The following is a 21,087-nucleotide window of genomic DNA, read 5'->3' as shown; positions in this document are numbered from 1 at the left end:
GCTTGGATTGAGTCATAAAATCGAAAGTAACGCCCAATTTTAGCCGAGAGTTTCCCCGTAAAAATCCCAACTTGGTAGATTTACAAAAATTAACTTAAAACTTACATCTGATAACTGATAACTGATAACTGATAACTGATCACTGATTTACTCTCCCGCATGATAGGAACTGCGGACTAGGGGGCCGGATCTAACCTGAGAAAACCCCATTTTTTGGGCAATTTCTCCAAACTCGCTAAATTCTGCGGGAGTCCAATATTTCTGTACGAGCAAATGTTCCAGAGAAGGACGCATATATTGACCAATAGTAACTCGATCGCAGTTGATCGCCCGTAAATCTGCCAAAGTCTCGATAATTTCCTCTTTTGTCTCACCGTGACCGACCATTAAGCCAGATTTCGTCGGAATTGACCGATCGATTTCCTTAACATAACGCAAAACCGCCAAAGAGCGATCGTATTTAGCCCCGCGTCTAACCGGTCCTTGCAAACGGCGCACCGTCTCGATATTGTGATTGTAACAGGCAGGTTTTGCCCCTACCACCGTCGCCACCCGTTCCTGTTGACTTCCCTTACCTCCAGCAAAATCCGGGGTTAACACTTCAATTAAAGTGTGGGGATTGAGTTCGCGAATGGCTGTCATCGTCCGCACGAACCAACTGGCTCCGCCGTCTTCCATATCATCTCTGGCTACAGAAGTCAAGACAACGTAACTTAAATTTAACAATTGCACCGCTTCCGCCACTTTTTGCGGTTCCTCGACATCGAGAGGCATGGGTGCATGACCCTTATCCACTTGACAAAAAGCACAGGACCGGGTACAGGTGGGACCCATCAACAAAAAAGTCGCCGTACCTTGGGCATAACATTCGCCGCGATTGGGACAGCGACCCTCCTCGCAGATAGTATGAATGTTCCTTTGTTTGATAATGCGCTGAACCGTGGAAATTTCGCTAGATTTGCCGAGCGAACGCCGTAACCAAGGGGGTAAAGAGGTTATTTCCTCGCGCCACTCTGGGGAAATATTGGACATGAGAAGTTAAGTAGGGTGTTGGGGATTTCAGTTATCAGTAATCAGTTATCAGTTATCAGTGAGGGGTTGGGGTTGGGGAGAGGGTAGAAGGGAGAAGGGAGAAGAGAGAAGGGAGAATAAATAAAAGCTGACGGCTGATAGCTAAAAAGCTGATAACCGACTCCCCAAAACGAAAACTTCCTATCTCACCATTAAGATAACTGCTATAAGCTGAGAAAGCGGGTAAAGATCATTGTTAATCAAAAAGGAAACTTGGGCAATGGGACGACGGCAACGGAGAAAAATTTTCAATCTGGTCATTCAAGGATTGGCGGGTTGCCTCTTGGTTAGTATATTTGTTCTTAATACCCTGCCATCCCTAGGCCAAAATTTTCTGGTTCCATTTGCATCTCCCACGGGGACAAGGATTTTTGTAGCCGGGGATATAGAATATGTCTCTGTGTATTTAGATGGATTTGCCTTATTTCAGATTGCCTCCCAAGATTTTACCGCTTCTAGGGTGGAAGCGGCCCAGGAACTCTCCCCAGTACAAAGACGGGCTAGACGCATTGAAAGGGGCTTAAATAATATTATCAATCGGGGTTTCGATCCGACAACCCTGCAAGTAAGTACGGCGACTCTCAATAATTTAACCGTGATTGTGGCCAAGGATAACCAGAATTTACCGCAACAGGTAATTCTGACAGTAACAGAAGTTGATGCCCTGATCGATTCTTCTTCTGTTGCCGATTTAGCGGACAGATGGCTTAAAATCATCCAAACAGCTTTGATCCAAGCTTGGCAAGAACGTCAGCCCGCCCCTCGCCGGCAACAGGTAATGACTGCCACTATAATTATTTTGGGGCTAATTTTCTTAAGCTGGGTATCAATTTGGTGGCAGAAACGTTTAAGAAATCGCTTCAATCTCCTCAAAAAACAAGCTAAAAGTCAATCCGATCAGAATTTACCCAGAAATTCCCCTCCCAGAAAAGATCGCTCCCAAGAACCGATTTTAGCCTCTCTAGAAGATTCCTCTAATTTCCGTCAACAGGCTGATATTCAGCGACAACTGACGTTAAATATTCTCTGGAAAAGACTGGCTCTTATTGGACTGATACTGCTTTGGTTTGGCGGAATAGCGGCGATTTTGTATGTATTTCCTGAAACTAGGCTAGAAGGACGCGGGGTAATTCGTATTCCTTTACGGATTTTTATTATCTGGTTGCTGCTGACATCAGTGAGCAATATGATTAATCTCTACGTTAATTCTCGGCTACGGGAGTGGGTAGAGGAAGGAGCGGTTTTTTCCGAAAATTTGGAAAGGAGGATTCTGCGCGCTCCAACTTTATTAGAAGTTTGGCGAGAAATTATCACATTTATCGCTATTTTTCTAGGAATTTTGATTTTTTTGAGTTGGATAGGCCTTTCTTTCGCCTTTTTACTCACGGGAGCCGGTTTAGTGGGAGCATTGCTCACCTTTGCCTTTCAGGATCTTTTAAAAGATTGGATGAACGGTTTTCTGATTGTCTTTGAAGATCAGTACACTGTCGGTGATATAATCCAGTTTCAGGAGTTTATTGGTTTGGTGGAAAATATGAGTTTGCGAGCGACTCAATTGCGGGCCGCCGATGGACGTTTAATCACTATTGCCCATAACCAAATTATTATCGCACACAACCTCAGTAAAGATTGGGCGCGGGTCGATTTTACCATCGAAGTCGCCTATCAGACCGAGCCAGATGTGGCGATCGCTTTAATGGCAGCCATCGCTGAAAATATGGCTGCAGATCCACAATGGCAAGAAGATATCATCAATCCCGTGCAGGTTGCTGGTGTTAGTCGGGTTTCTCACACGGGAATGGAAATTATGCTCAGAATTGTCGTCAAAAGATTACGACAATGGGATATAGAAAGAGAGTATCGTCGTCGTCTCAAGATTGCTTTTGAGGAGAAGGGAATTCACATCGGTATCCCCCAACAAAGTGTCCTGATAGCAAAAGATAGAGAGGAATTCAAGGGACAGTTTTAAAGGGGAGTGATACTAAATCCTGTTTAAAAGGTATAGGAGAGTGGGGTGTAGGGTGTAGGGTGTGGGGAGAAGGGAGAAACAATTCATAACTTGAGAGTTAATCACACTATTAAAAACGGATTTGTTATCAGTTAGCAGTTATCACTCCGCGTCCTGTAGGGGCGAAGCATTCGGATAGAAAATCTACGGTTTCACCGATAGGTTATTGCCCGAATGCTTCGCCCGTACTTTTTGCCGCAAACCCTAAGTAGAAAATTGCCGTCTTTTCACTGATTACTGATCACTGATCACTGATTACTGTTTGGTAGGTTTAAACTAGGTTAGGATAGCTAACCTAACCTAGAAAATTTTTAGGAAGCTAAGGCTACCTCGACTATTTGTTGTAGTTCCCCATTTTGATAGAGTTCGATCATAATGTCGGAACCACCAATAAACTGACCGTTGATATAGACTTGGGGAATAGTCGGCCAATTGGAATACTCCTTAACTCCTTGTCTTAACTCCTGATCTTGGAGAATATCGACAGTTTCGTAGGAAACCCCCAGAATATTGAGAATTTGTATGACGTTATTCGAGAAACCACACTGAGGCATTAATTTATTGCCCTTCATGAACACAAGAACTTTGTTATTCTGGACTAATTGATCGATTCTGGCCTTAGTTTCGGGTGTCATAGGTCTAGTAGCTAGAATTTGAGCAAGAATAGCCAATCCTGAGACGTGGCATATCCTGTTAGTTTAGCACAAGCCGTTGGGATAGCTTTAAAAAGGAAGATCTTCGTCCTCCTCCAAACTCTCTAAAATTTCGTTAACATCAGGTCTCCCGCGCACGATAGTCATATTTTCCAGAGACTTATTAACTTTAGTTTCTGCGTCCGAATTTTCTGGCAGTGAATAACCCATATTGACCACTTCACCATCAAAAGATTTCGCTAACTTTTGAGCGGCCGCCAAAATTTCACTAATATCTACATCTTGATCTAATGTCTCTAAAGATGAATCAAAATTTAAGATTTTTTGGGGCAGTTCTGTGCTAGGAGTTTTTGGGGTTCCCGATGCGGTGATCTTTGCTTCTTTTTTCTCGATAATTGCTTCTTTGACCGGGGGAATATCCACCACAGTCATAACTTTATTTTCGGGAGTTATTGGTGGGGTTGGTGCGTTTTCTGGTGGTGGTTGTATCCTGGCCGCCGGGGATGGGGAAACTTCTGCAGCCATGGCAGCAGTGGCGGAACCTACCTGTAAATGAACTTTAATCCGGCGCTGAAAAACTGCCTCGAAAGCTGACTCAATATTAGTCAATCGTAGCCGGGCCATTTTTAATAATTGTTCCGAAGATATGCTTAAATAAGCACTCGATTCTTCCATATTAAAAAGACTGCCGTGCTGACGTAGGAGAGTGCGAGTAGTGGGGGGTTCCATTACTTCTAAAACCCGCTGCCAAATTTGTTCATGATTGTCATCACTGGCAACAGTTTTAACCTCAGTTTTCGGCACTTCGACCCTAGTTGTCGGGGTGATAACTGGCGGTTTTATCGGTTCATTAACTGGCGCCGGCGCTGTGATCACTTCAGGGGGCCTCTCGACGCTGGTTTGGGGACGGGAAGGCGCTACCGTGGCAACTAGAGGAATCACCTGTGCTTGCGGTAACAGTCCTAATAGAGTGACTTCTAACCAGAGACGGGGTTGAGTGGTGTTTTTTAGTTGTGTTTCGCTGTCTTTAAGAAGTTGTTGACCGCGGAGAATTTCCTCTAAAGACCAAGTACGCGCTTCCTTACACAAATCCTGCCAAGTGGGAGCAGTGACAGCCACCATTTCTGGACGATTAGGGGCGGTTTTGGCTAAAAGTAGGTTTAAATAGAATCCTGCTAGATTTTGCAAGACGATTAAAGGTTCCTTACCGCGATTCATCAGATGGCGACATTGTTCGATAACTTGATCGGGAATATTGCCATGAATGACTTTAAGTAGGGTTAAGAGGTCTCTTTCGGGTACTGCACCGACCAAATCCCAGACTCGCTCGGCCGTAATCGTTCCTGCGAGTAAACTTAATTGATCGAGGAGACTTTCCGCATCCCGTAAACCACCGTTAGCGATCTGAGCCACAAGGGTTAATGCTTCTAGGTTAATATCGATCGCTTCTATTTGGGCGATTTTTTGCAGGTGTGCCACCATCGCATCGAGAGCAATACGGCGATAATCAAAGCGTTGACAACGGGAGATGATGGTAGGCAAGACACGCTGAGGATCGGTGGTAGCAAGCACAAAAATCACTCGATCCGGCGGTTCTTCCAGAGTTTTCAGCAAAGCATTAAAGGCCGCCGTACTGAGCATATGGCAGTTATGAACTAATAACCCATTGGCAACAAAATTATGATTGTCCTCCACTTCTAGGTCATAGACGCTTTCTGTGTCACCTTCTTGAATCCCTATCACTTCCTCGAAATTTGTAAGCCATTGAGGGGATTGCATAGGGTTGTAAATCGGCAATCCATCGGGCTGTGGCCGATGCTCCCATTTTGAGGTAATGATAGATCTTCCCCGTACTGTGTCGAGTATAGGATAGGCTTTTTGTAGCGTAACCTCTTTGAGTGAGCCAATCGGCAATAAGTTGATTTTCGGGGGGGGAATATCCTTCCGTGTGTAATTGGATAAAACGGCTTCCGTGAGGGGTGATACTGAGTGATCCGTCATCCATATACCACCAAGCCAGTCCTTCGGGCGTGATGTTTTCCAGCCAATTGAGGGAAACAAATTTTCGTTCTCCTTGAGGTCTGACCATCTGGAAAACTTCTCCAAGGCTGGGATGACAAACGCTGCGGGCATAGATTGAAAGTTCTCCATATCCACCGTTGGCAACGATTTGTGACTGAATTTGTAACTCTGGAAGACGACTGGCTTTGTATTCAAGCCATTCTTGTTGTTTACTGCCATGATTCCAGCGTATTCTCGGCCATCGACTGTTTTGGTTGGGGTAATCGATAGTTCCATCTCCGAGTAAAGTCCCGTATATAAGTCCGAGGCTGTTTGAGGACAAAGATTCTCGATGGAACAGTAATTTTTTGGTTCGCTTTTCCCATAAACCGTGTCCTTGTTTGTAAGGATGTCTTTGCCAATAGGATTCAATACTTTTGATCCCTCTGCCTTTTTGTTGGAGAAACAAGGGAATTTCCAGTTTTTCCCCACAGCCACACTGACAAAAGGGCTTGATGGATTCAGCCTGTTGCAAAATAGAGGCCAAGTCATAGACTCTTGTTCCGTTACTATTGCCGTAGTTTTGATGCCCTGAAACGAAACGTCGGTTATGTCCATCCCTTCCATACTTAGAGATGAGTTGCCCGCAGCCACATTGACAGGGGATAAGATCTGATCGCCGATTTTGAGATTTTTTGCTTGTATCCATGCTTTTTCTGTTCTAATCAAATGATTACCAGTGCAATTAATCGTCCGATTTCTGGTTTGAATGGTTAAAGTTGCTTTTACGCCTCGGTTTAGCCATCGCAGGACTTTTTTATATTCCCACTCTCCGCTGCTCTCGTTGTAACTGAGAACTCGTTTTCCGAGAATCTCAGGATGATTAATGGGGATTAATCCCGTTTCGGTGAAAACAAGGCTATCCCCAGTCAGGCACTCATCGATGACATAGACTTTATAACGACATTGGACGGGGGCAAATTGCGATCGCTCGATAATTTCCCGAATGTTATCTACACCGGTATTACTAGCGGCATCAATTTCGATCACGTCTAAAGCGGAACCATTGGCGATCGCTTGACAGACGGAACACTTACCGCAGGGAATCGGTGTCGGATGGTCACTAGACAGACAGTTGAGGGATTTGGCTAAAATTCGCGCCGAGGAGGTTTTTCCCGTGCCTCTGGGTCCAGTAAATAGGTATGCAGGGGCGATTCGCTCACTGATTAAGGCATTACTCAAGGTCGTGGCGATCGCTGATTGTCCCACCAAATCGGCAAAGGTTTGGGGACGATACTTATGATGTAGAGGTTCGTAGGTCATGACTGGCTGAAAACTTTTTCCCCACCCTAGAGACTACTATTATCCTATCCCGATTCTTTTTCAACACGAGAACAAGTGTATGCTTTTTATCTAGCCAGTTGGCGTTGTCAAATTGAAAGATGCTCCGAATCAGCACCGGAACTGAAATTACTTTGATAGGAAAGATGCCATGGCATCTTTCCTATAGTGTTTAATGAACGAATAGTGCCTTAGGGCGGGCTTAAGTGGGGAACAAGAGTCGCTCGATTTAGCAGTGGAATATAGCTAGGTAATAGCTGTAGGGCTAATTCATGAATTAGCCCTACAATAGGCGTTGTCGGCGTTGTCAAATTGAAAGATGCTCCGAATCAGCACCGGAACTGAAATTACTTTGATAGCAAGGATTGCATTCCATCTTTCCTATTCTGATCTGACAACGCCAGCCAGGTTTAATGCGCGATTTGCATCACGAAAATGGCAATTTGGCTAAGGCATCTAATAAATTGTATTAATAACTACAATTTTGCCGATAAAATCTGCCGACTATCTTAAGTATGCCTAAAGACAGCGCCACTAATCAGACCAACTGCTTATGACTGAATCGACAAAAACCCAATGTCCTTACTGTGGAGTAGGTTGTGGTTTGACAGTCACCCCCCCCGCGTCGGCCGGACAAGCATGGAAAGTCTTCGGGGACAAGTCCCACCCCTCCAGTCAAGGTATGGTCTGTGTCAAGGGGGCCACCGTAGCGGAATCAATCGATAAAAATCGCCTCAAAACCCCGATGATCCGCGATTCCCTGCAAGGTCAATTTCGTCCTTGTACTTGGGAAGAGGCCTTCGATCGCATCGTTAACCGTATCCAAACTCTAATCGCTCAGGGGGAAAAGGAAAGTATCTGTTTATACGGTTCGGGACAATTTCACACCGAAGATTACTACATCGCCCAAAAACTGGTCAAGGGCTGTCTGGGAGTCAATAACTTTGATGCTAATTCCCGTCTCTGTATGTCTTCGGCCGTGGCCGCTTATCTGGACAGTTTCGGGTCTGACGGTCCCCCCTGCTGTTACGATGACCTAGAATTAACCGATTGTGCCTTTCTGGTGGGGACAAATACGGCCGAATGTCACCCCATCATCTTTAACCGTCTGCACAAGTATCTCAAAGGCAACAAACAAGCGAAATTAATCGTCGTTGATCCCCGCAGCACCAAAACTGCCGAGGCCGCTACTCTCCACCTAGCCATTAACCCGGGGACCGATATTGACCTATTTAACGGTATTGCCCACCTGTTACTGAATTGGGGGGCGATCGATACCTATTTTATCGATAAATGCACCCGGGACTTCCGCAAATACGCCGAAATTATCCGCCATTATCCCCCCGAAATAGTCGCCCCTAAATGCGGTATCCCCATCGAGGATTTAGAACAGGCTGCCCGCTACTGGGCCGAATCGAAAAGAGTGCTTTCCCTCTGGTCGATGGGTATCAATCAATCCAGCGAAGGCACGGCCAAAGCCCGCACTTTAATCAATTTACACCTAATGACGGCTAATATCGGTAAACCGGGGGCCGGTCCTTTTTCCCTAACGGGACAACCCAACGCCATGGGAGGAAGGGAAGCCGGCGGCCTCTGCCATCTTCTGCCCGGTTATCGTTCCGTCAAAAATCCCCAACACCGGGCCGAAGTGGAACAAGCTTGGGGTTTACCCGCCGGTCGGATTTCTCCGGTCCCCGGTCGCGATGCTTGGAGTATGATTACCGGTTTGGAGAGGGGAGATGTCAAACTTCTCTGGATTGCCGCCACTAATCCAGCTGTTAGTATGCCTGATCTAGAACGCACCAAGGCCGCCCTGTTGAAATCACCTTTTACTATCTATCAGGATGCCTACTATCCCACAGAAACCAGTGCCTACGCCCATTTATTACTGCCAGCGGCCCAATGGGGCGAAAAAACGGGAACAATGACCAATTCTGAGCGCGTGGTGACGTTAAATAAAGCTTTTCGCTCTCCCGTCGGTCAAGCTCAGGCCGATTGGCAAATTTTCGCGGAAGTTGGTCGCCGTTTGGGGTTTCAGGCACAATTTAATTTTCAGGATTCCGCCGAGGTATATTCCGAGTTTATCCGCTTGACATATAAACGTCCTTGTGATATGACGGCGATTAATTATGAGCGCCTGGCCGAGACTCCCCGACCGTGGCCCGATTCCATCGATGAAATTTCCGCTCCTAAAACCGCTAATTCCGGGGAATTACTGGGTAATTTAGTTAAAGATGACGATAAAAGCGAAAAAACAGCCGCAAAACGCCTTTATACCGATGGTAAATTTAATACTGCCGATGGTCGTGCTGTTTTCGCCGCTTACCACAGTAAAGGTTTAGCGGAACCCCCGGACGATGATTATCCCCTAGTGTTGACCGTGGGGCGTTTGTACGGTCACTGGCACACCCAAACCCGCACTGGCCGCATCGAGAAAATTGTCAAAATGCACCCCGCACCTTTTCTGGAAATTCATCCCCAAGATGCGGCAAAATTGGACATAGAAGCTGGGGAATGGGTGGAGGTGCGTTCTCGTCGCGGTTTTGCCCGTTTTCCCGCTTTAATTACCAAAGCAATTGCTCCTAATTGTGTCTTTGTGCCGATGCACTGGGGGGCTTTATGGGCAGAAAATGCTGAGGCTAATAGTCTCACCCATCCGGCCGCTTGTCCGATTTCCCTGCAACCAGAATTAAAAGCTTGTGCCGTCAAATTAATCCCGATCAAGTCTTTAGTTAGGGTTAGCTGAAAAAATTTTTCCTGGGGACAGGGTGTGGGGTGTAGGGTGTAGGGTGTGGGGTTTTACCCATTTTCAGGGGGTCAATTACCTAATTTTCAGGGAAAAAGTGCCTAAATTTTCCCCCCCCGATCACCCCAATGTCTGGCACTTTTTGATGGGAAAAAAGTCTAAAAGTCTTACCCAACAAGGTTTTTAGATTTATTGAGCAAACCCTAACTAGGTCATTGGGGACAATCGGCAATTTTACCCTTAGTTTCTTTGAGTTCCTCTCGAACAGCTTTACACAATTCAGGGCTAAATTGAGCGTCTTTGAGACTTTTAACAGTTTCAAGTTGTGTGACTGTTAATCCGATCACTTCTTTTAGCTTTGCACCGGTAAAATCTGCACCGGTTAAATCGGCATCTTTTAAAATTGCACCGGTTAAATTGGCATCTTTTAAAATAGCATCTTGTAATTGTGTGCCTATTAAATGCGCTTTTGGCAATTCTGCCTTTTCTAAAATAGCATCTTGTAAATATAAGCCATCTAAAACCTGATCGGATAAGTCAGCTTCAGACAAATTTGACTTGGGTGCAATTTTATAAGCTCGCTTAAATAAGCTTTGATATTTTAGATCGACCGTGCTAATTGTTCTCTGATCGTAAATAGCTTTATCTAATTTCGCTCCCTCCAAACTAACACCTCTTAAATTAACTCCAATTAAATTAGCTTTTTCTAGAATAGTATTTTTCAATTCTTTCTTACTAATCTTGGTTAAATCTACACAGGATAAGTTGATTTTAGTTAAATCTCGATCGGATAAGTCGATGTCGGTTAAGTTGATTTTTGCTTGACAATTCTCAAGATTCTTTGGTAAATCAATTAATCCTTTATAATTGTTCGATGTCGGAAACCAACTTAGGTTTTCTATTTTTGCATCCCATGGCTGTCTAACAATTGAAGAAGATACAAAAGGTAAAGAAGACTGGCGATGTCGAGTAATAAAATAAACTACTTTTAAAAGTTCTTCATATTTTTTGGCAACTTCATTAAAGTTACTGTTGGTTCTATCAAAATCTAACTTGGTTTCTTCATTAATTAATGCTCCCTTAAAATTAGTTCTGCTATCAACTTTAACCTTAATTAAATTTGCTCCTCTTAAGTCAGCATTTTCTAAGTTAGCACCGCTTAAATCGGCTTCCGTAAGATCGGCATAACTCAAGTCGGCGTGTTCTAGGTTAGCCTGTCTTAAATCCGCTTGTTTTAGGTTAGCTTCTTTGAGATTTGCCATCATTAAGTTAGCATTAATTAACACTGCGTCTTTTAAATCTGCTAATTCTAAAATTGCCTTAATTAAAACTGCATCCTGTAGATTGGTTTTAGCATCCAGATAGCTTTTTAAACGAGCATTTTTAAGATTAGCTTCGATGAGGGAAGCTTTTTTTAGATCAGCACCACTTAAGTTAGCACGTTCAAGGTTGGCAAAGTTCAGGTAAGACTGACTAAGATTACTACGGGATAAATCAGCTTTTAGCAGTGTAGCAGAACTTAAATTAGCTCCCTGCAAATCAGCACTAATCAGGTTGACTTTCCCCAATTTGGCCCCAGTAAGGTTGACTCTTCCTAAAGGAGTTTTTTCCAAATCTCGATTGGATAAATCTATTCCCGCTAAATCTCCAGGATTGTCGGGACTTATATTTTCAATGTAATAAGCTTTAGCAGCCATTAATTTTTCTCGTTTAACATCCAGTTTCGTTTCTATATCATAAAGAACACCCTTTAATTCAGCATTATCTAATTTAGCCCCCTCTAAATTCGCCCCTCTTAAATCAGCACCCTCCAGATTTGCACCTGTTAAATCCACTCCTCTTAAATCAGCTTTTCGGAGATCTGCCCCTATTAGCTCGGCATCTTTTAAGTCCTTCTGTGCTGGCTGCAAGTCTCTTTTTAGGGGATTAAAAGAGCTAATTTTGTAAAACTTTGCCTGATTGAAAAAGATGCTTTTATCGAGTTTAGTACGATCATCGTAGATCGCATGATCGATCTTAACACCTTTCAAGACAGCACTGGTAAAATCAGCCCCTCGGATATCTGCGTAGGTTAAATCAGCGTCCCTCAAATCAGCATTAATTAACTTGGTATTTCTGAGATTAGCGTGACTTAGCTTCGCTTTTTGTAAATAGGTGTTGCTCAGATCTACTTCCGGTAAATCTGCTTGGTTTAATTGGAGAGACTTACATTCATTTTTAATATCTTTTTCGTCTTTTTCACGATCACAGATTAAATAGTTTTTTTCTTCTGATGGATACCAACTAAAAGGTTGAGTATTAAAGTTATATATTGCATTTTCAACACGTGCATCTTTTAAAGAAGTGTTCAGCAGATTAGTATTTCTCAAATCTGCATTAGATAAATTAGCTCCCTCTAGATTAGCATTGGTGATCTTTGCTCCATTTAAAATGGCATTGGACAGGTTAACATCCTGTAAATTTGCCCCTCTGAAATCGGCTCCCGTTAGGTCAGCTTTTCTGAGACTCGCTCCAGTTAAATCGGCCCCCTCTAGATCGGCATCCTTGAGGTTTGCTCCGTCAAGATTGGCATTCTGTAATTGTGCCTTGGATAGATCATTATTTGACATATCAACTCTGGGTAGATTAGCTGATTTGAGATTTACCCCCACCAATCTGACACAATCCTCTTGCATCCCAACTTTTGTTAATAGCCAAGTGAATATATTTTCTGGCATTTTACAACCACTACTGAGAGACTCCAAGGCATCAATTCTTCCGTTACTAGCAGGATCTTCTTTCGCTGAACGGAGAACAGTCCAAGCATCATTATTCTCTTGCGCTCGTCGTTTATCCGTTTCCCACCAATAGGTGATTACACCGGCAAAAATCCCTAAAGCAGTAACAATTGAGGCTATTTTGAGGATAAGCTCAAAATCAGTCCAATCAAATCGGGATTGATTTAATAAATTTTTGCATTCTTCTGGGGATAAGCCACTATCTTCTGATAGCTTTTGTAAGTAGATGGCTTCTTGAATAGACCCTTTCGCTTTTTGCTTAATTTCTTTTATTCTATTGTTAATTTCTTCTTCCGATAAAATCTTGGTTTGTTTTAGTAAGTCCTTATACTCATCTAAAGAAAAACCCCAAAAATTAGACTCTGACAGTTCTTTTAAAATCCTTAACTTTTTAATATTATCTTTTTCATCTTTAATGCTGTCTAATTTTTCATTAATCTTTTCCTCGATACGCCGATTAAAATATTTTTGGATCTCGTCAAAACTTTCTTTCTGCTCCGTTGCTATACGATGTAGAGCCAGAGTTCGCTGCGGTTCTGGCAAGGGGATAATCCTTTCCAGTTTACCTTTGATTTCTTCATATTTTGGGTTGTTCTTATTACTCATTTTCCTGTCCTCCGGCTAATACTAGATCACGAAAAACACAATAGAAATATACTAGATCGGCAAACTTATCGTTAAGAAGGGTTGCTCTTGATCGCCTTAAGGCTGAATTTGTTTAATCAAAAAATCTATCTGATCGGGGAACCTTTTTTGTGCAGATAACGTCCTGTTTACACCCATGCTATCTAATCCAGCCTAAAAAAAACAAGCCGATCAGCAGGATGCTTAATTTTTCTTAAACAAAAGCCCGAATTCTCAGGCATTTAACTACACTATTCTCATTCCGAGATTGCGATCGAACTAACCGATCTTTGCCAACGTTTTTTCCAGTGGCTAGTCGGTTCTAAGTCACAGAGTGCCTGTTCGCTGCGACGACGTTGTATAATCACTTCGGCTGGGTCGGTTAAAGTCGCGTCTCGATAGGGAATAGCGGCTTTAGTTTGCAGATGTTCCCATTCCTGTGCCGATAGAGATGGGGGTAAGGACAAAAAACTGGCTATTGTCCCTGGCGATCGCCGCCCGACGCTATCGGTGGCCCCAATCTGCAATCCTGCTAATTGTAAAGCCCTTCGCACCGAGGCAGCACAGGAATAGGTGACTAAATAACCCGTCGGACTCAGGCATTTCGCCACTAAAGCTAAAAACTCCACCGTCCACAGTTGCGGACATTTACCCGGGGAAAAGGGGTCGAGAAAAATTGCCTCCGCTTGAAAACCCGCGTCAATCACCTTGGTTATCGTCTGTCGCGCATCCCCGATTAACAGTTTAGCGGTGAGATTAGGCAGGTCTAGCCGGTGATTATGGGCAAAATCATTTAAATATTCGGGAATTGGTTGACTCCAACTATTTAAGAGATTTTCTCTAATAGCTGCTAGGGGAACCACTCGATCGCTTTCCAAAGCTAATAATTCTACCCGACAATCCCCCCTAACTTGCCAAATGGCCGCTAAGGCCGCGGCGGTATTATACCCTAAGCCGTAACAAATGTCAAGAATTTTCAGATTATTGCTCTGGTCTGCTTTTGCTGTCAGACGACTAGAGAGGATAAATTTTTTCTCGGCTTCTTCCCTTGCCCCAGAGGTAGAATGATAACATTCGCCGAATTCGGTCGAAAAAAAGGTATAAGAACCATCCTCAGTGACTTTTTGCGGGTAGGCTTCGGGGGAGACAAGCATGGTGATGGAGAATGTCTTTGAGATGAATATCGGTTTCCAGCAGGCAAGCGTGACCACTATGGGGCAGAATCGTTAATTTTGCCGCGGGTAACTGCTGAATTAGGCGTTTAGCCTCCGCTACCGATGGTAACAGTCGGTCGCCTTGACTGGCTATCACTAACACCCCCAATTGCAGACGTTTTAACTCGCTGGCACTAACCTGAAACCGTTGTAACTGGGATAAACGCCAGCTAATCGTCTTCAGTGGGACATATTGCATGGCTTTGAGGAGAGAGCGGCGATCTTCCCGGGATATTCGACCCAGAGCGGCCAGAAAGGGTAAAATAGTCAGGGCCGAGCTGCCGTGGATGAAATCGGGCATCATCTGGGTGATACCGATTCCCAAGCTTAAAAGAGGTCTTTGATTAAAAGAAGAAGCAGGGTTAATTAAAATCAGTTTTTTAATTAATTTTGGTGATTTTGTTGCTATTTTCAAGGCTAAACAGCCGCCAAAAGACTCACCGCAGAGATAGACTTTTCTCGATTGTCGCTTTAATTCCTGTTCCAATAAAGCGATCACGAGGGTGCTTAATTCCTCCCAATCACCGAGATATTGCGGGGAAATCACCAAACAACGTAGATCGAAGTAAGGGGCAAGGTTTTTAATCTGACGATAGTATAGTTGGCCGCTGCCATCCATTCCGGGTAAAAATACAAACAGGGGATAATCGGGACGGGGATGACGGGGAATAATCCAACTGACAGGTTGTTCCATGGTGCGAGAAGCGCGATCGATGTTAAAAAAGTTTTTTCTGGTTATCCATTTTAAGGATAATTAATATTAGAGAGATTTGCCAGTTTTAATAGTAAGACTAACCCCCAACTTATGGATGGTTTCTCTCTGCTCGCCAACCCCTGATAACTGATAACTGATAACTGATTAACTGAGCCAAATTTTTAGGCCGCCGCTAAATTAGCAGCCACGAAATCCCAATTAACCAACTTAGTTAAAAAGTCGCTGATGTAATCGGGACGACGATTTTGGTAGTCGAGATAATAAGCGTGTTCCCACACATCCATAGTTAAGAGGGGAACCTGTCCGGCGGTTAAAGGATTGTCAGCGTTGCCGGTTTTGGTAACTTTGAGAGTACCGTTATCGAGAACCAACCAAGCCCAACCACTACCGAATTGAGTAGCGCCCGCAGTTTTGAAAGCTTCGACAAATTTCTCGAAACTACCGAAATCTGCGTTAATTTTATCGGCTAAAGCACCAGTAGGCGTGCCACCACCCGCCGGTTTCATGCAGTCCCAATAAAAACTATGATTCCATGCTTGGGCGGCATTGTTGAAAACCCCAGCTTTAGAAGCATCACCGGCAACCTTAACGATAACTTCTTCTAAAGAGAGAGCATCGAGTTCCGTATCTTTGACCAAACCGTTATAGTTATTGACATAAGCGGCGTGGTGCTTGTCGTGGTGGAATTCTAGGGTACTTTTGGTGATACAAGGCTCTAAGGCAGTGTAATCGTAGGGTAAAGGGGGAAGTGTGTAAGCCATGTGTTCTCTGTATCCTCTCTTGAGAGCTTGTTTAAGGTAGTGTTGTTAACCTTTTGTCAGTATTCAGCTTAACCAAGACGAATACCTTTGCAATAAAACTTTACATCCTCAATCATAGCACCGAAGGAGACTTGATCAGTGATCACTGATCGATCAGCTTTTTTCTCCCATCTCCCTTCTCCCCCATCACCTCAACTCCAACCCCTCACCGATAACTGATAACTGATTACTGATAACTGAAAAATCCTCCCATCGACCATCTCCTAAATCCTAAGAAGATCACCAAACAATGTTAGAATAATTCCCGTACTGTAGGCGCTTGCAGATTCTTGTGGGCGTGGCAGGGCAGGCGAAAAACGATTCCGTTAGGAATTAGACCAAAAAAGCTCCACTGGAAACAGCAGTAGATTTTATCTCACTGGGTTGACCGGTTGGCACTTCGTCAAATTACGGATCAATACAAAATTATCATTTACAGATCTTTCTTGGTAACTTATGGCACAGCGTACACGCTTAGGTGAAATCCTTCGTCCCCTCAACTCGGAATATGGTAAAGTTTCTCCCGGTTGGGGAACTACCTTGCTGATGGGAGTTTTTATGGCTCTGTTTTTAGTCTTTTTGCTGATTATTTTACAGATCTACAACTCCTCCCTAATTTTAGAAGGATTTAATGTAGATTGGGGTCAGTAAGCAGATTCCAACAATCTCGTCGCCATTTTTGGCGGCAGAATTATCCCTCGGACTTTGGCAGGTGGGTTATTGCCCACCGCGAGTTTTTTATTAGGAGCAAAAAAATGAATATTTTTGGGATTGGATTACCGGAAATGGGGTTAATTCTCTTGATTGCCCTGCTAGTTTTCGGACCGAAAAAATTACCAGAAATCGGTCGCAGTTTAGGCAAAACGATTCGAGGATTTCAAGAAGCATCAAAGGAATTTGAAAGTGAATTTAAGCGAGAGGCCGAGCAGATTGAAGACTCGGTAAAAATCAAAGCTCAATTAGAGGAAAGTCAATCTCCTAGCGATCAAACTCGTTCCAGTTAAGAACTGTGTAGAGATAAAAAGGAAGAAGATTGGGCGATAAATTTGTAGATCAAATTCGAGGCTATCCGCTAGATTAACATCGAGATTGACCAGAGCCGGAATAAATTGGCAGTTTTACCATCGGCCGCCATTTCTACTTGTTAGTTTTTTTGACCGAGAAAGGGGGAAATCAGGTTTCGGAGCGCAAAATCGTCTTCAATGACGATAATTTTGGCAGCAGTCACGGCCATAGTTGAATGAGTAGGCAGAATATACCATCAGTTTGAGAATTCCCAGAAGGCAACAAAAAAATGACTATTTCCTTGCTATAAGTATTGTAGATGTCAAGAGTGGTAAATGAATGTCTATAGTGGTATCCCCCGAACAAGTCCATCAAATCGTCAACAACCTCCATCACGATCCCTTTGAGGTTTTGGGGGCCCATCCCCTAGAAGAAGGAAAAGTAAATAAATGGGTTGTTAGAGCCTATTTACCGAAAACCACGGCCGCTTGGGTTATTTTACCGTCCCAAAGACAAGAATATCCCATGAAGACCGCTTATCATCCCCATTTTTTCGAGTGCGTCATCGATATCAGTGAACTGAACAATTATCAATTACGCATCCACGAGGGGGAACAGGAACGGGTAATCTATGATTCCTATGCCTTCCGTTCTGCCAAACTCAGCGATTTTGATTTACATCTGTTTGGGGAGGGCAACCATCACCGCATTTATGAAAAATTAGGGGCGCATTTAGCTGAAATCGAGGGTATTAAAGGGGTTTATTTCGCAGTTTGGGCCCCTAATGCCCGCAACGTCTCGATTATTGGTGATTTCAATAACTGGGATGGTCGTGATCACCAAATGCGGAAACGTAATAATATGGTCTGGGAATTGTTTATCCCAGAAATCGGTGTTGGCACTAAATATAAATACGAGATCAAAAATTGGGAAGGTCATATTTACGAAAAATCTGATCCCTACGGTTTTGCCCAAGAAGTACGCCCGAAAACCGCCTCGATCGTGGCTAATTTAGATAGCTATACTTGGGATGATAGCGATTGGATGGAAAAACGCCGCCATAGCGATCCTTTAACTCAACCGGTTTCCGTTTACGAATTACACCTCGGTTCTTGGCTGCACGCTTCTAGTGCCGAACCCCCCCGTTTACTTTCTGGGTCCGGGGAAGCGGTTCCCGTGTCGGAATGGAACACTGGGGCGCGCTTTTTGAGTTACCACGAGTTAGCCCAAAAACTAATTCCCTACGTTAAAGAATTAGGTTACACCCATATCGAATTATTACCGATCACCGAGCATCCTTTTGATGGTTCTTGGGGTTATCAAGTGACGGGTTATTTTGCCCCCACCAGTCGCTACGGCAATCCTGAAGATTTCATGTATTTTGTCGATCAATGTCACCAAAATGGCCTTGGTGTGCTAGTGGATTGGGTCCCTGGTCACTTCCCCAAAGATGGCCACGGGTTAGCTTTCTTTGATGGTACTCATCTTTACGAACACGGCGACCCGCGCAAAGGGGAACACAAGGAATGGGGAACCTTAATTTTTAACTACGGTCGCAACGAAGTCAGAAATTTCCTCGTCGCTAATGCTCTTTTTTGGTTCGATAAGTACCATATTGACGGCATTCGCGTGGACGCGGTGGCTTCCATGCTCTATCTCGATTATTGTCGTAAAGATGGGGAATGGGTGGCTAACGAGTACGGTGGCCGGGAAAATTTAGAAGCTGCGGAATTCCTGCGTCAAGTCAATCATGTAATTTTTAGCTATTTCCCCGGAATTCTCTCTATTGCCGAAGAATCCACCGCTTGGCCGATGGTGTCCTGGCCCACCTATATGGGCGGTTTAGGCTTTAATTTGAAGTGGAATATGGGCTGGATGCACGATATGCTCGATTATTTCGGCATGGATCCTTGGTTCCGTCAATTCCATCAAAATAATGTCACTTTTAGTATGTGGTATAACCACAGCGAGAATTATATGCTGGCTTTGTCCCACGATGAAGTGGTTCACGGCAAAAGTAATATGATTGGCAAAATGCCGGGGGATGAGTGGCAAAAATTCGCCAATGTCCGGGCATTATTTAGTTATATGTTTACCCACCCCGGCAAGAAAACCATGTTTATGAGCATGGAATTTGGCCAGTGGAGTGAGTGGAATGTTTGGGGTGATTTGGAGTGGGGTCTTTTGCAGCATCAACCCCATCAACAGCTAAAACGCTTTTTCTCAGATTTGAACGCCACCTATAAGAGTGAACCTGCTTTATATACCCAGGATTTTGGTCAGGATGGCTTTGAGTGGATCGACTGTAGTGATAATAGTCATAGCGTCGTTTCTTTCCTGCGCTGGAGCAAAAATTGGCAGGAGTTTCTGGTGGTGGTCTGTAATTTTACTCCCCAACCCCACAGCCATTATCGCGTTGGTGTACCCCATCCCGGTTTTTATCAGGAAATCTTTAACAGCGATGCGGGTAAATATGGCGGTAGCAATATGGGCAACCTCGGTGGTAAATGGTCAGAGGAATGGTCCTATCATAGCCGTCCCTACTCGATCGATCTCTGTTTACCACCTTTAGGGGTTTTAGTTCTCAAAATCGGTCCTCATGCTTCTGGGGAATAGGTAAGTGGGGAAATGGGGAAATGGGGGAATGGGGGAATGGGGGAATTCAACTAAAACCCTAAAACCCTAAAACCCCAACACCCCAACCCCTAACAAAAAAATTTAGAGGCCATCTTGCGGAAAGTGGCCTCTTTTTTGGCTGAATTTTCCAGAAACTATTAAGTTGTTATATTAGCGAGCAGTGTTTGCACCCATTCTTGAGCGAGTTCTTCCACGTTGCCATTACTATCGAGATGGCTAAGAATATATTTTTGTCGTTGGTGAGCTAATTCAGCGAGACTACCGATATGAACAAAACTTTTTGGCAAACGATCATTCTCAAAGGAATATTGACCGACGTGGTTGGCTTCGATCTGCTGACGATCAATCCAGAATCCCCATCCTTGCGGTGCGGCATTTAGTTCCGAGAGAAATTCTAAGGTCTTCATTGGCGTACTCCTTAGCGGGAATTATCTTGTTTATAACCGCAGAAAGTGGGCATTTTCCTCCGTCGATCATCGAACCCATAAACAAGCAAAAGTTTCTGTATATTTGGTTACTAAATAAGACAGATTTGCCCTGGATGCAGCCCGGGGAAAAGCCGGTCAAAAACTAACCCATCAGGATCACCGTATCGATGACGTGGATTACACCATTATCCGCCTCGATATTACCTGCGACAACCGTGGCATTTTTCACCTCAAAACCTTCGCTACAATCGATGGGAATCGGTGAACCCTCTAGAGAAGTCACTACAGCCAATTTCGCCAAATCTTCCTGCATATATTTGCCCGCAACGACGTGATAGGTGAGAATTCGGGTTAATTGGGGGATATTCTGCACTAGGGTTGTAATCGTCCCGGGGGGCAATTTGGCAAAAGCTTCATCGGTGGGGGCAAAAACCGTGAACGGGCCGGGACTTTTTAGGGCATCCACAAGATTAGCCGCTTGTACCGCCGTCACTAGAGTTTTAAAATTATCGGCACTGACCGCAATATCGACAATATCTGCCATAAACTTGACTCGATCCTGAAAAAAATCATCTATTTCAGATTTTAAACTTAATCTTGTCCCAAAGATCGTTCTAGGGAAGTGGTGTGGGGTGTGGGGAAGTGGGGAAGTGGGGAAGGGGGGAAGTGGGGAAGTGGGGAAGTGGGGAAGTGGGGGAATTTCAACTAAAACCCTAACACCCCAACACCCCAAAACCCTATCACCCTATCACCCGACTCCTGACTTCTAACCCAATTTTGATCAAAGATAAGCAAAAATTATTTATTAACTCCAAAAACTTGAGAATATTTAAATTAACATTTCGCAATATTTACAAATTCTTAAGAATTAATTGAGAAAGATTTTTATTTAACAACGATGTTACAATGGTTACAGCGATTTTACTGAATTTCATAATGGGTTATTCTGTGCTTTTTTGGGTAGCAATGGTTGAAACCCTTGCCACACCTACAGGGTGATCCTAATTAAGACGGGTAAATCAGTCAATTTCACGGGCAACGATGATCTTTTTTTTGTGTAGTTTTAT

General features: G+C 43.9%; 14 protein-coding genes. 5 read left to right on the top strand and 9 right to left on the bottom strand.

All coding sequences use genetic code 11. From position 1 onward, the window contains the following. Window positions 1-147: 147 nt before the first annotated feature. Window positions 148-1,032 (bottom strand): lipoyl synthase, encoded by an 885-nt coding sequence (gene lipA, locus IM477_RS21160; RefSeq protein WP_287733352.1) that lies wholly within the window; start codon window positions 1,030-1,032, stop codon window positions 148-150. Window positions 1,033-1,291: 259 nt separating this feature from the next. Between lipA and IM477_RS21155 the strand changes: the two genes are divergently transcribed. After that, the gene (locus IM477_RS21155) at window positions 1,292-3,040 is read left to right on the top strand and encodes a mechanosensitive ion channel family protein (RefSeq protein ID WP_287733354.1); all 1,749 of its coding nucleotides are present in this window, start codon (window positions 1,292-1,294) and stop codon (window positions 3,038-3,040) included. Window positions 3,041-3,390: 350 nt separating this feature from the next. On the opposite strand, the gene grxD is transcribed toward IM477_RS21155, so the two are convergent. Together grxD and dnaX are read right to left on the bottom strand one after the other, a co-directional pair. Then, window positions 3,391-3,714: a Grx4 family monothiol glutaredoxin gene (gene grxD, locus IM477_RS21150; protein WP_002761995.1), complete on the bottom strand. Its 324-nt coding sequence runs from the start codon at window positions 3,712-3,714 to the stop codon at window positions 3,391-3,393. Window positions 3,715-3,801: 87 nt separating this feature from the next. Then, complete coding sequence (gene dnaX, locus IM477_RS21145) at window positions 3,802-7,056, bottom strand: DNA polymerase III subunit gamma/tau (protein ID WP_353845568.1); 3,255 nt, start codon at window positions 7,054-7,056, stop codon at window positions 3,802-3,804. A gap of 571 nt (window positions 7,057-7,627) precedes the next feature. On the opposite strand from dnaX, the gene IM477_RS21135 reads away from it, so the two are divergent. Continuing rightward, the gene (locus IM477_RS21135; protein WP_287733351.1) at window positions 7,628-9,820 is read left to right on the top strand and encodes a molybdopterin oxidoreductase family protein; all 2,193 of its coding nucleotides are present in this window, start codon (window positions 7,628-7,630) and stop codon (window positions 9,818-9,820) included. A gap of 212 nt (window positions 9,821-10,032) precedes the next feature. Here the strand turns inward: IM477_RS21135 and IM477_RS21130 are convergent, their stop codons facing one another. The 4 genes from IM477_RS21130 to IM477_RS21115 form a co-directional block, all read right to left on the bottom strand. Further along, the gene (locus IM477_RS21130) at window positions 10,033-13,203 is read right to left on the bottom strand and encodes a pentapeptide repeat-containing protein (RefSeq protein WP_287733350.1); all 3,171 of its coding nucleotides are present in this window, start codon (window positions 13,201-13,203) and stop codon (window positions 10,033-10,035) included. Window positions 13,204-13,478: 275 nt separating this feature from the next. Further along, window positions 13,479-14,375 carry a tRNA (5-methylaminomethyl-2-thiouridine)(34)-methyltransferase MnmD gene (locus IM477_RS21125; RefSeq protein WP_287733349.1) on the bottom strand — a complete coding sequence of 299 codons (897 nt, stop codon included), beginning with the start codon at window positions 14,373-14,375 and terminating at the stop codon, window positions 13,479-13,481. After that, window positions 14,335-15,129 (bottom strand): alpha/beta fold hydrolase, encoded by a 795-nt coding sequence (locus IM477_RS21120; RefSeq protein ID WP_287733348.1) that lies wholly within the window; start codon window positions 15,127-15,129, stop codon window positions 14,335-14,337. Before IM477_RS21120 ends, IM477_RS21125 begins: the two co-directional genes overlap by 41 nt. A 182-nt stretch (window positions 15,130-15,311) precedes the next feature. Further along, window positions 15,312-15,911: a superoxide dismutase gene (locus tag IM477_RS21115; RefSeq protein WP_287733347.1), complete on the bottom strand. Its 600-nt coding sequence runs from the start codon at window positions 15,909-15,911 to the stop codon at window positions 15,312-15,314. 495 nt (window positions 15,912-16,406) lie between these two features. Here IM477_RS21115 and psbH point away from each other — a divergent pair, with 495 nt between their 5' ends. The 3 genes from psbH (at window position 16,407) to glgB (ending at window position 19,571) form a co-directional block, all read left to right on the top strand. Next, complete coding sequence (psbH, locus tag IM477_RS21110) at window positions 16,407-16,601, top strand: photosystem II reaction center phosphoprotein PsbH (protein WP_002736544.1); 195 nt, start codon at window positions 16,407-16,409, stop codon at window positions 16,599-16,601. 104 nt (window positions 16,602-16,705) lie between these two features. Beyond that, a complete protein-coding gene (locus IM477_RS21105; protein WP_061430888.1) occupies window positions 16,706-16,954 on the top strand; it encodes a TatA/E family twin arginine-targeting protein translocase in 249 nt (82 codons plus the stop codon). 340 nt (window positions 16,955-17,294) lie between these two features. Further along, on the top strand, window positions 17,295-19,571 hold the full coding sequence (gene glgB, locus IM477_RS21100) for a 1,4-alpha-glucan branching enzyme (RefSeq protein WP_287733346.1): 2,277 nt from the start codon (window positions 17,295-17,297) through the stop codon (window positions 19,569-19,571). Window positions 19,572-19,729: 158 nt separating this feature from the next. On the opposite strand, the gene IM477_RS21095 is transcribed toward glgB, so the two are convergent. Then, window positions 19,730-19,999, bottom strand: coding sequence for a hypothetical protein (locus IM477_RS21095; protein ID WP_287733345.1), 270 nt, complete (start codon window positions 19,997-19,999; stop codon window positions 19,730-19,732). A 163-nt stretch (window positions 20,000-20,162) separates the two neighbouring features. Continuing rightward, window positions 20,163-20,564: a fasciclin domain-containing protein gene (locus tag IM477_RS21090; RefSeq protein ID WP_002803963.1), complete on the bottom strand. Its 402-nt coding sequence runs from the start codon at window positions 20,562-20,564 to the stop codon at window positions 20,163-20,165. Window positions 20,565-21,087 lie beyond the last annotated feature (523 nt).

It is taken from the genome of Microcystis sp. M090S1, from assembly GCF_020246295.1.
GTDB classification, from domain to species: domain Bacteria; phylum Cyanobacteriota; class Cyanobacteriia; order Cyanobacteriales; family Microcystaceae; genus Microcystis; species Microcystis aeruginosa.
Note: the sequence above shows the minus strand (reverse complement) of the source record. Positions and strands in the feature narration are given on the sequence as shown.

Coding starts and splice junctions, on each gene's coding strand:
- IM477_RS21125 (WP_287733349.1), bottom strand. CDS start 14,375: ATGCTTGTCTCCCCCGAAGCCTACCCGCAAAAAGTCACTGAGGATGGT.
- glgB (WP_287733346.1), top strand. CDS start 17,295: ATGTCTATAGTGGTATCCCCCGAACAAGTCCATCAAATCGTCAACAAC.
- IM477_RS21135 (WP_287733351.1), top strand. CDS start 7,628: ATGACTGAATCGACAAAAACCCAATGTCCTTACTGTGGAGTAGGTTGT.
- grxD (WP_002761995.1), bottom strand. CDS start 3,714: ATGACACCCGAAACTAAGGCCAGAATCGATCAATTAGTCCAGAATAAC.
- lipA (WP_287733352.1), bottom strand. CDS start 1,032: ATGTCCAATATTTCCCCAGAGTGGCGCGAGGAAATAACCTCTTTACCC.
- IM477_RS21130 (WP_287733350.1), bottom strand. CDS start 13,203: ATGAGTAATAAGAACAACCCAAAATATGAAGAAATCAAAGGTAAACTG.
- psbH (WP_002736544.1), top strand. CDS start 16,407: ATGGCACAGCGTACACGCTTAGGTGAAATCCTTCGTCCCCTCAACTCG.
- IM477_RS21155 (WP_287733354.1), top strand. CDS start 1,292: ATGGGACGACGGCAACGGAGAAAAATTTTCAATCTGGTCATTCAAGGA.
- IM477_RS21095 (WP_287733345.1), bottom strand. CDS start 19,999: ATGAAGACCTTAGAATTTCTCTCGGAACTAAATGCCGCACCGCAAGGA.
- IM477_RS21120 (WP_287733348.1), bottom strand. CDS start 15,129: ATGGAACAACCTGTCAGTTGGATTATTCCCCGTCATCCCCGTCCCGAT.
- IM477_RS21105 (WP_061430888.1), top strand. CDS start 16,706: ATGAATATTTTTGGGATTGGATTACCGGAAATGGGGTTAATTCTCTTG.
- IM477_RS21115 (WP_287733347.1), bottom strand. CDS start 15,911: ATGGCTTACACACTTCCCCCTTTACCCTACGATTACACTGCCTTAGAG.
- IM477_RS21090 (WP_002803963.1), bottom strand. CDS start 20,564: ATGGCAGATATTGTCGATATTGCGGTCAGTGCCGATAATTTTAAAACT.
- dnaX (WP_353845568.1), bottom strand. CDS start 7,056: ATGACCTACGAACCTCTACATCATAAGTATCGTCCCCAAACCTTTGCC.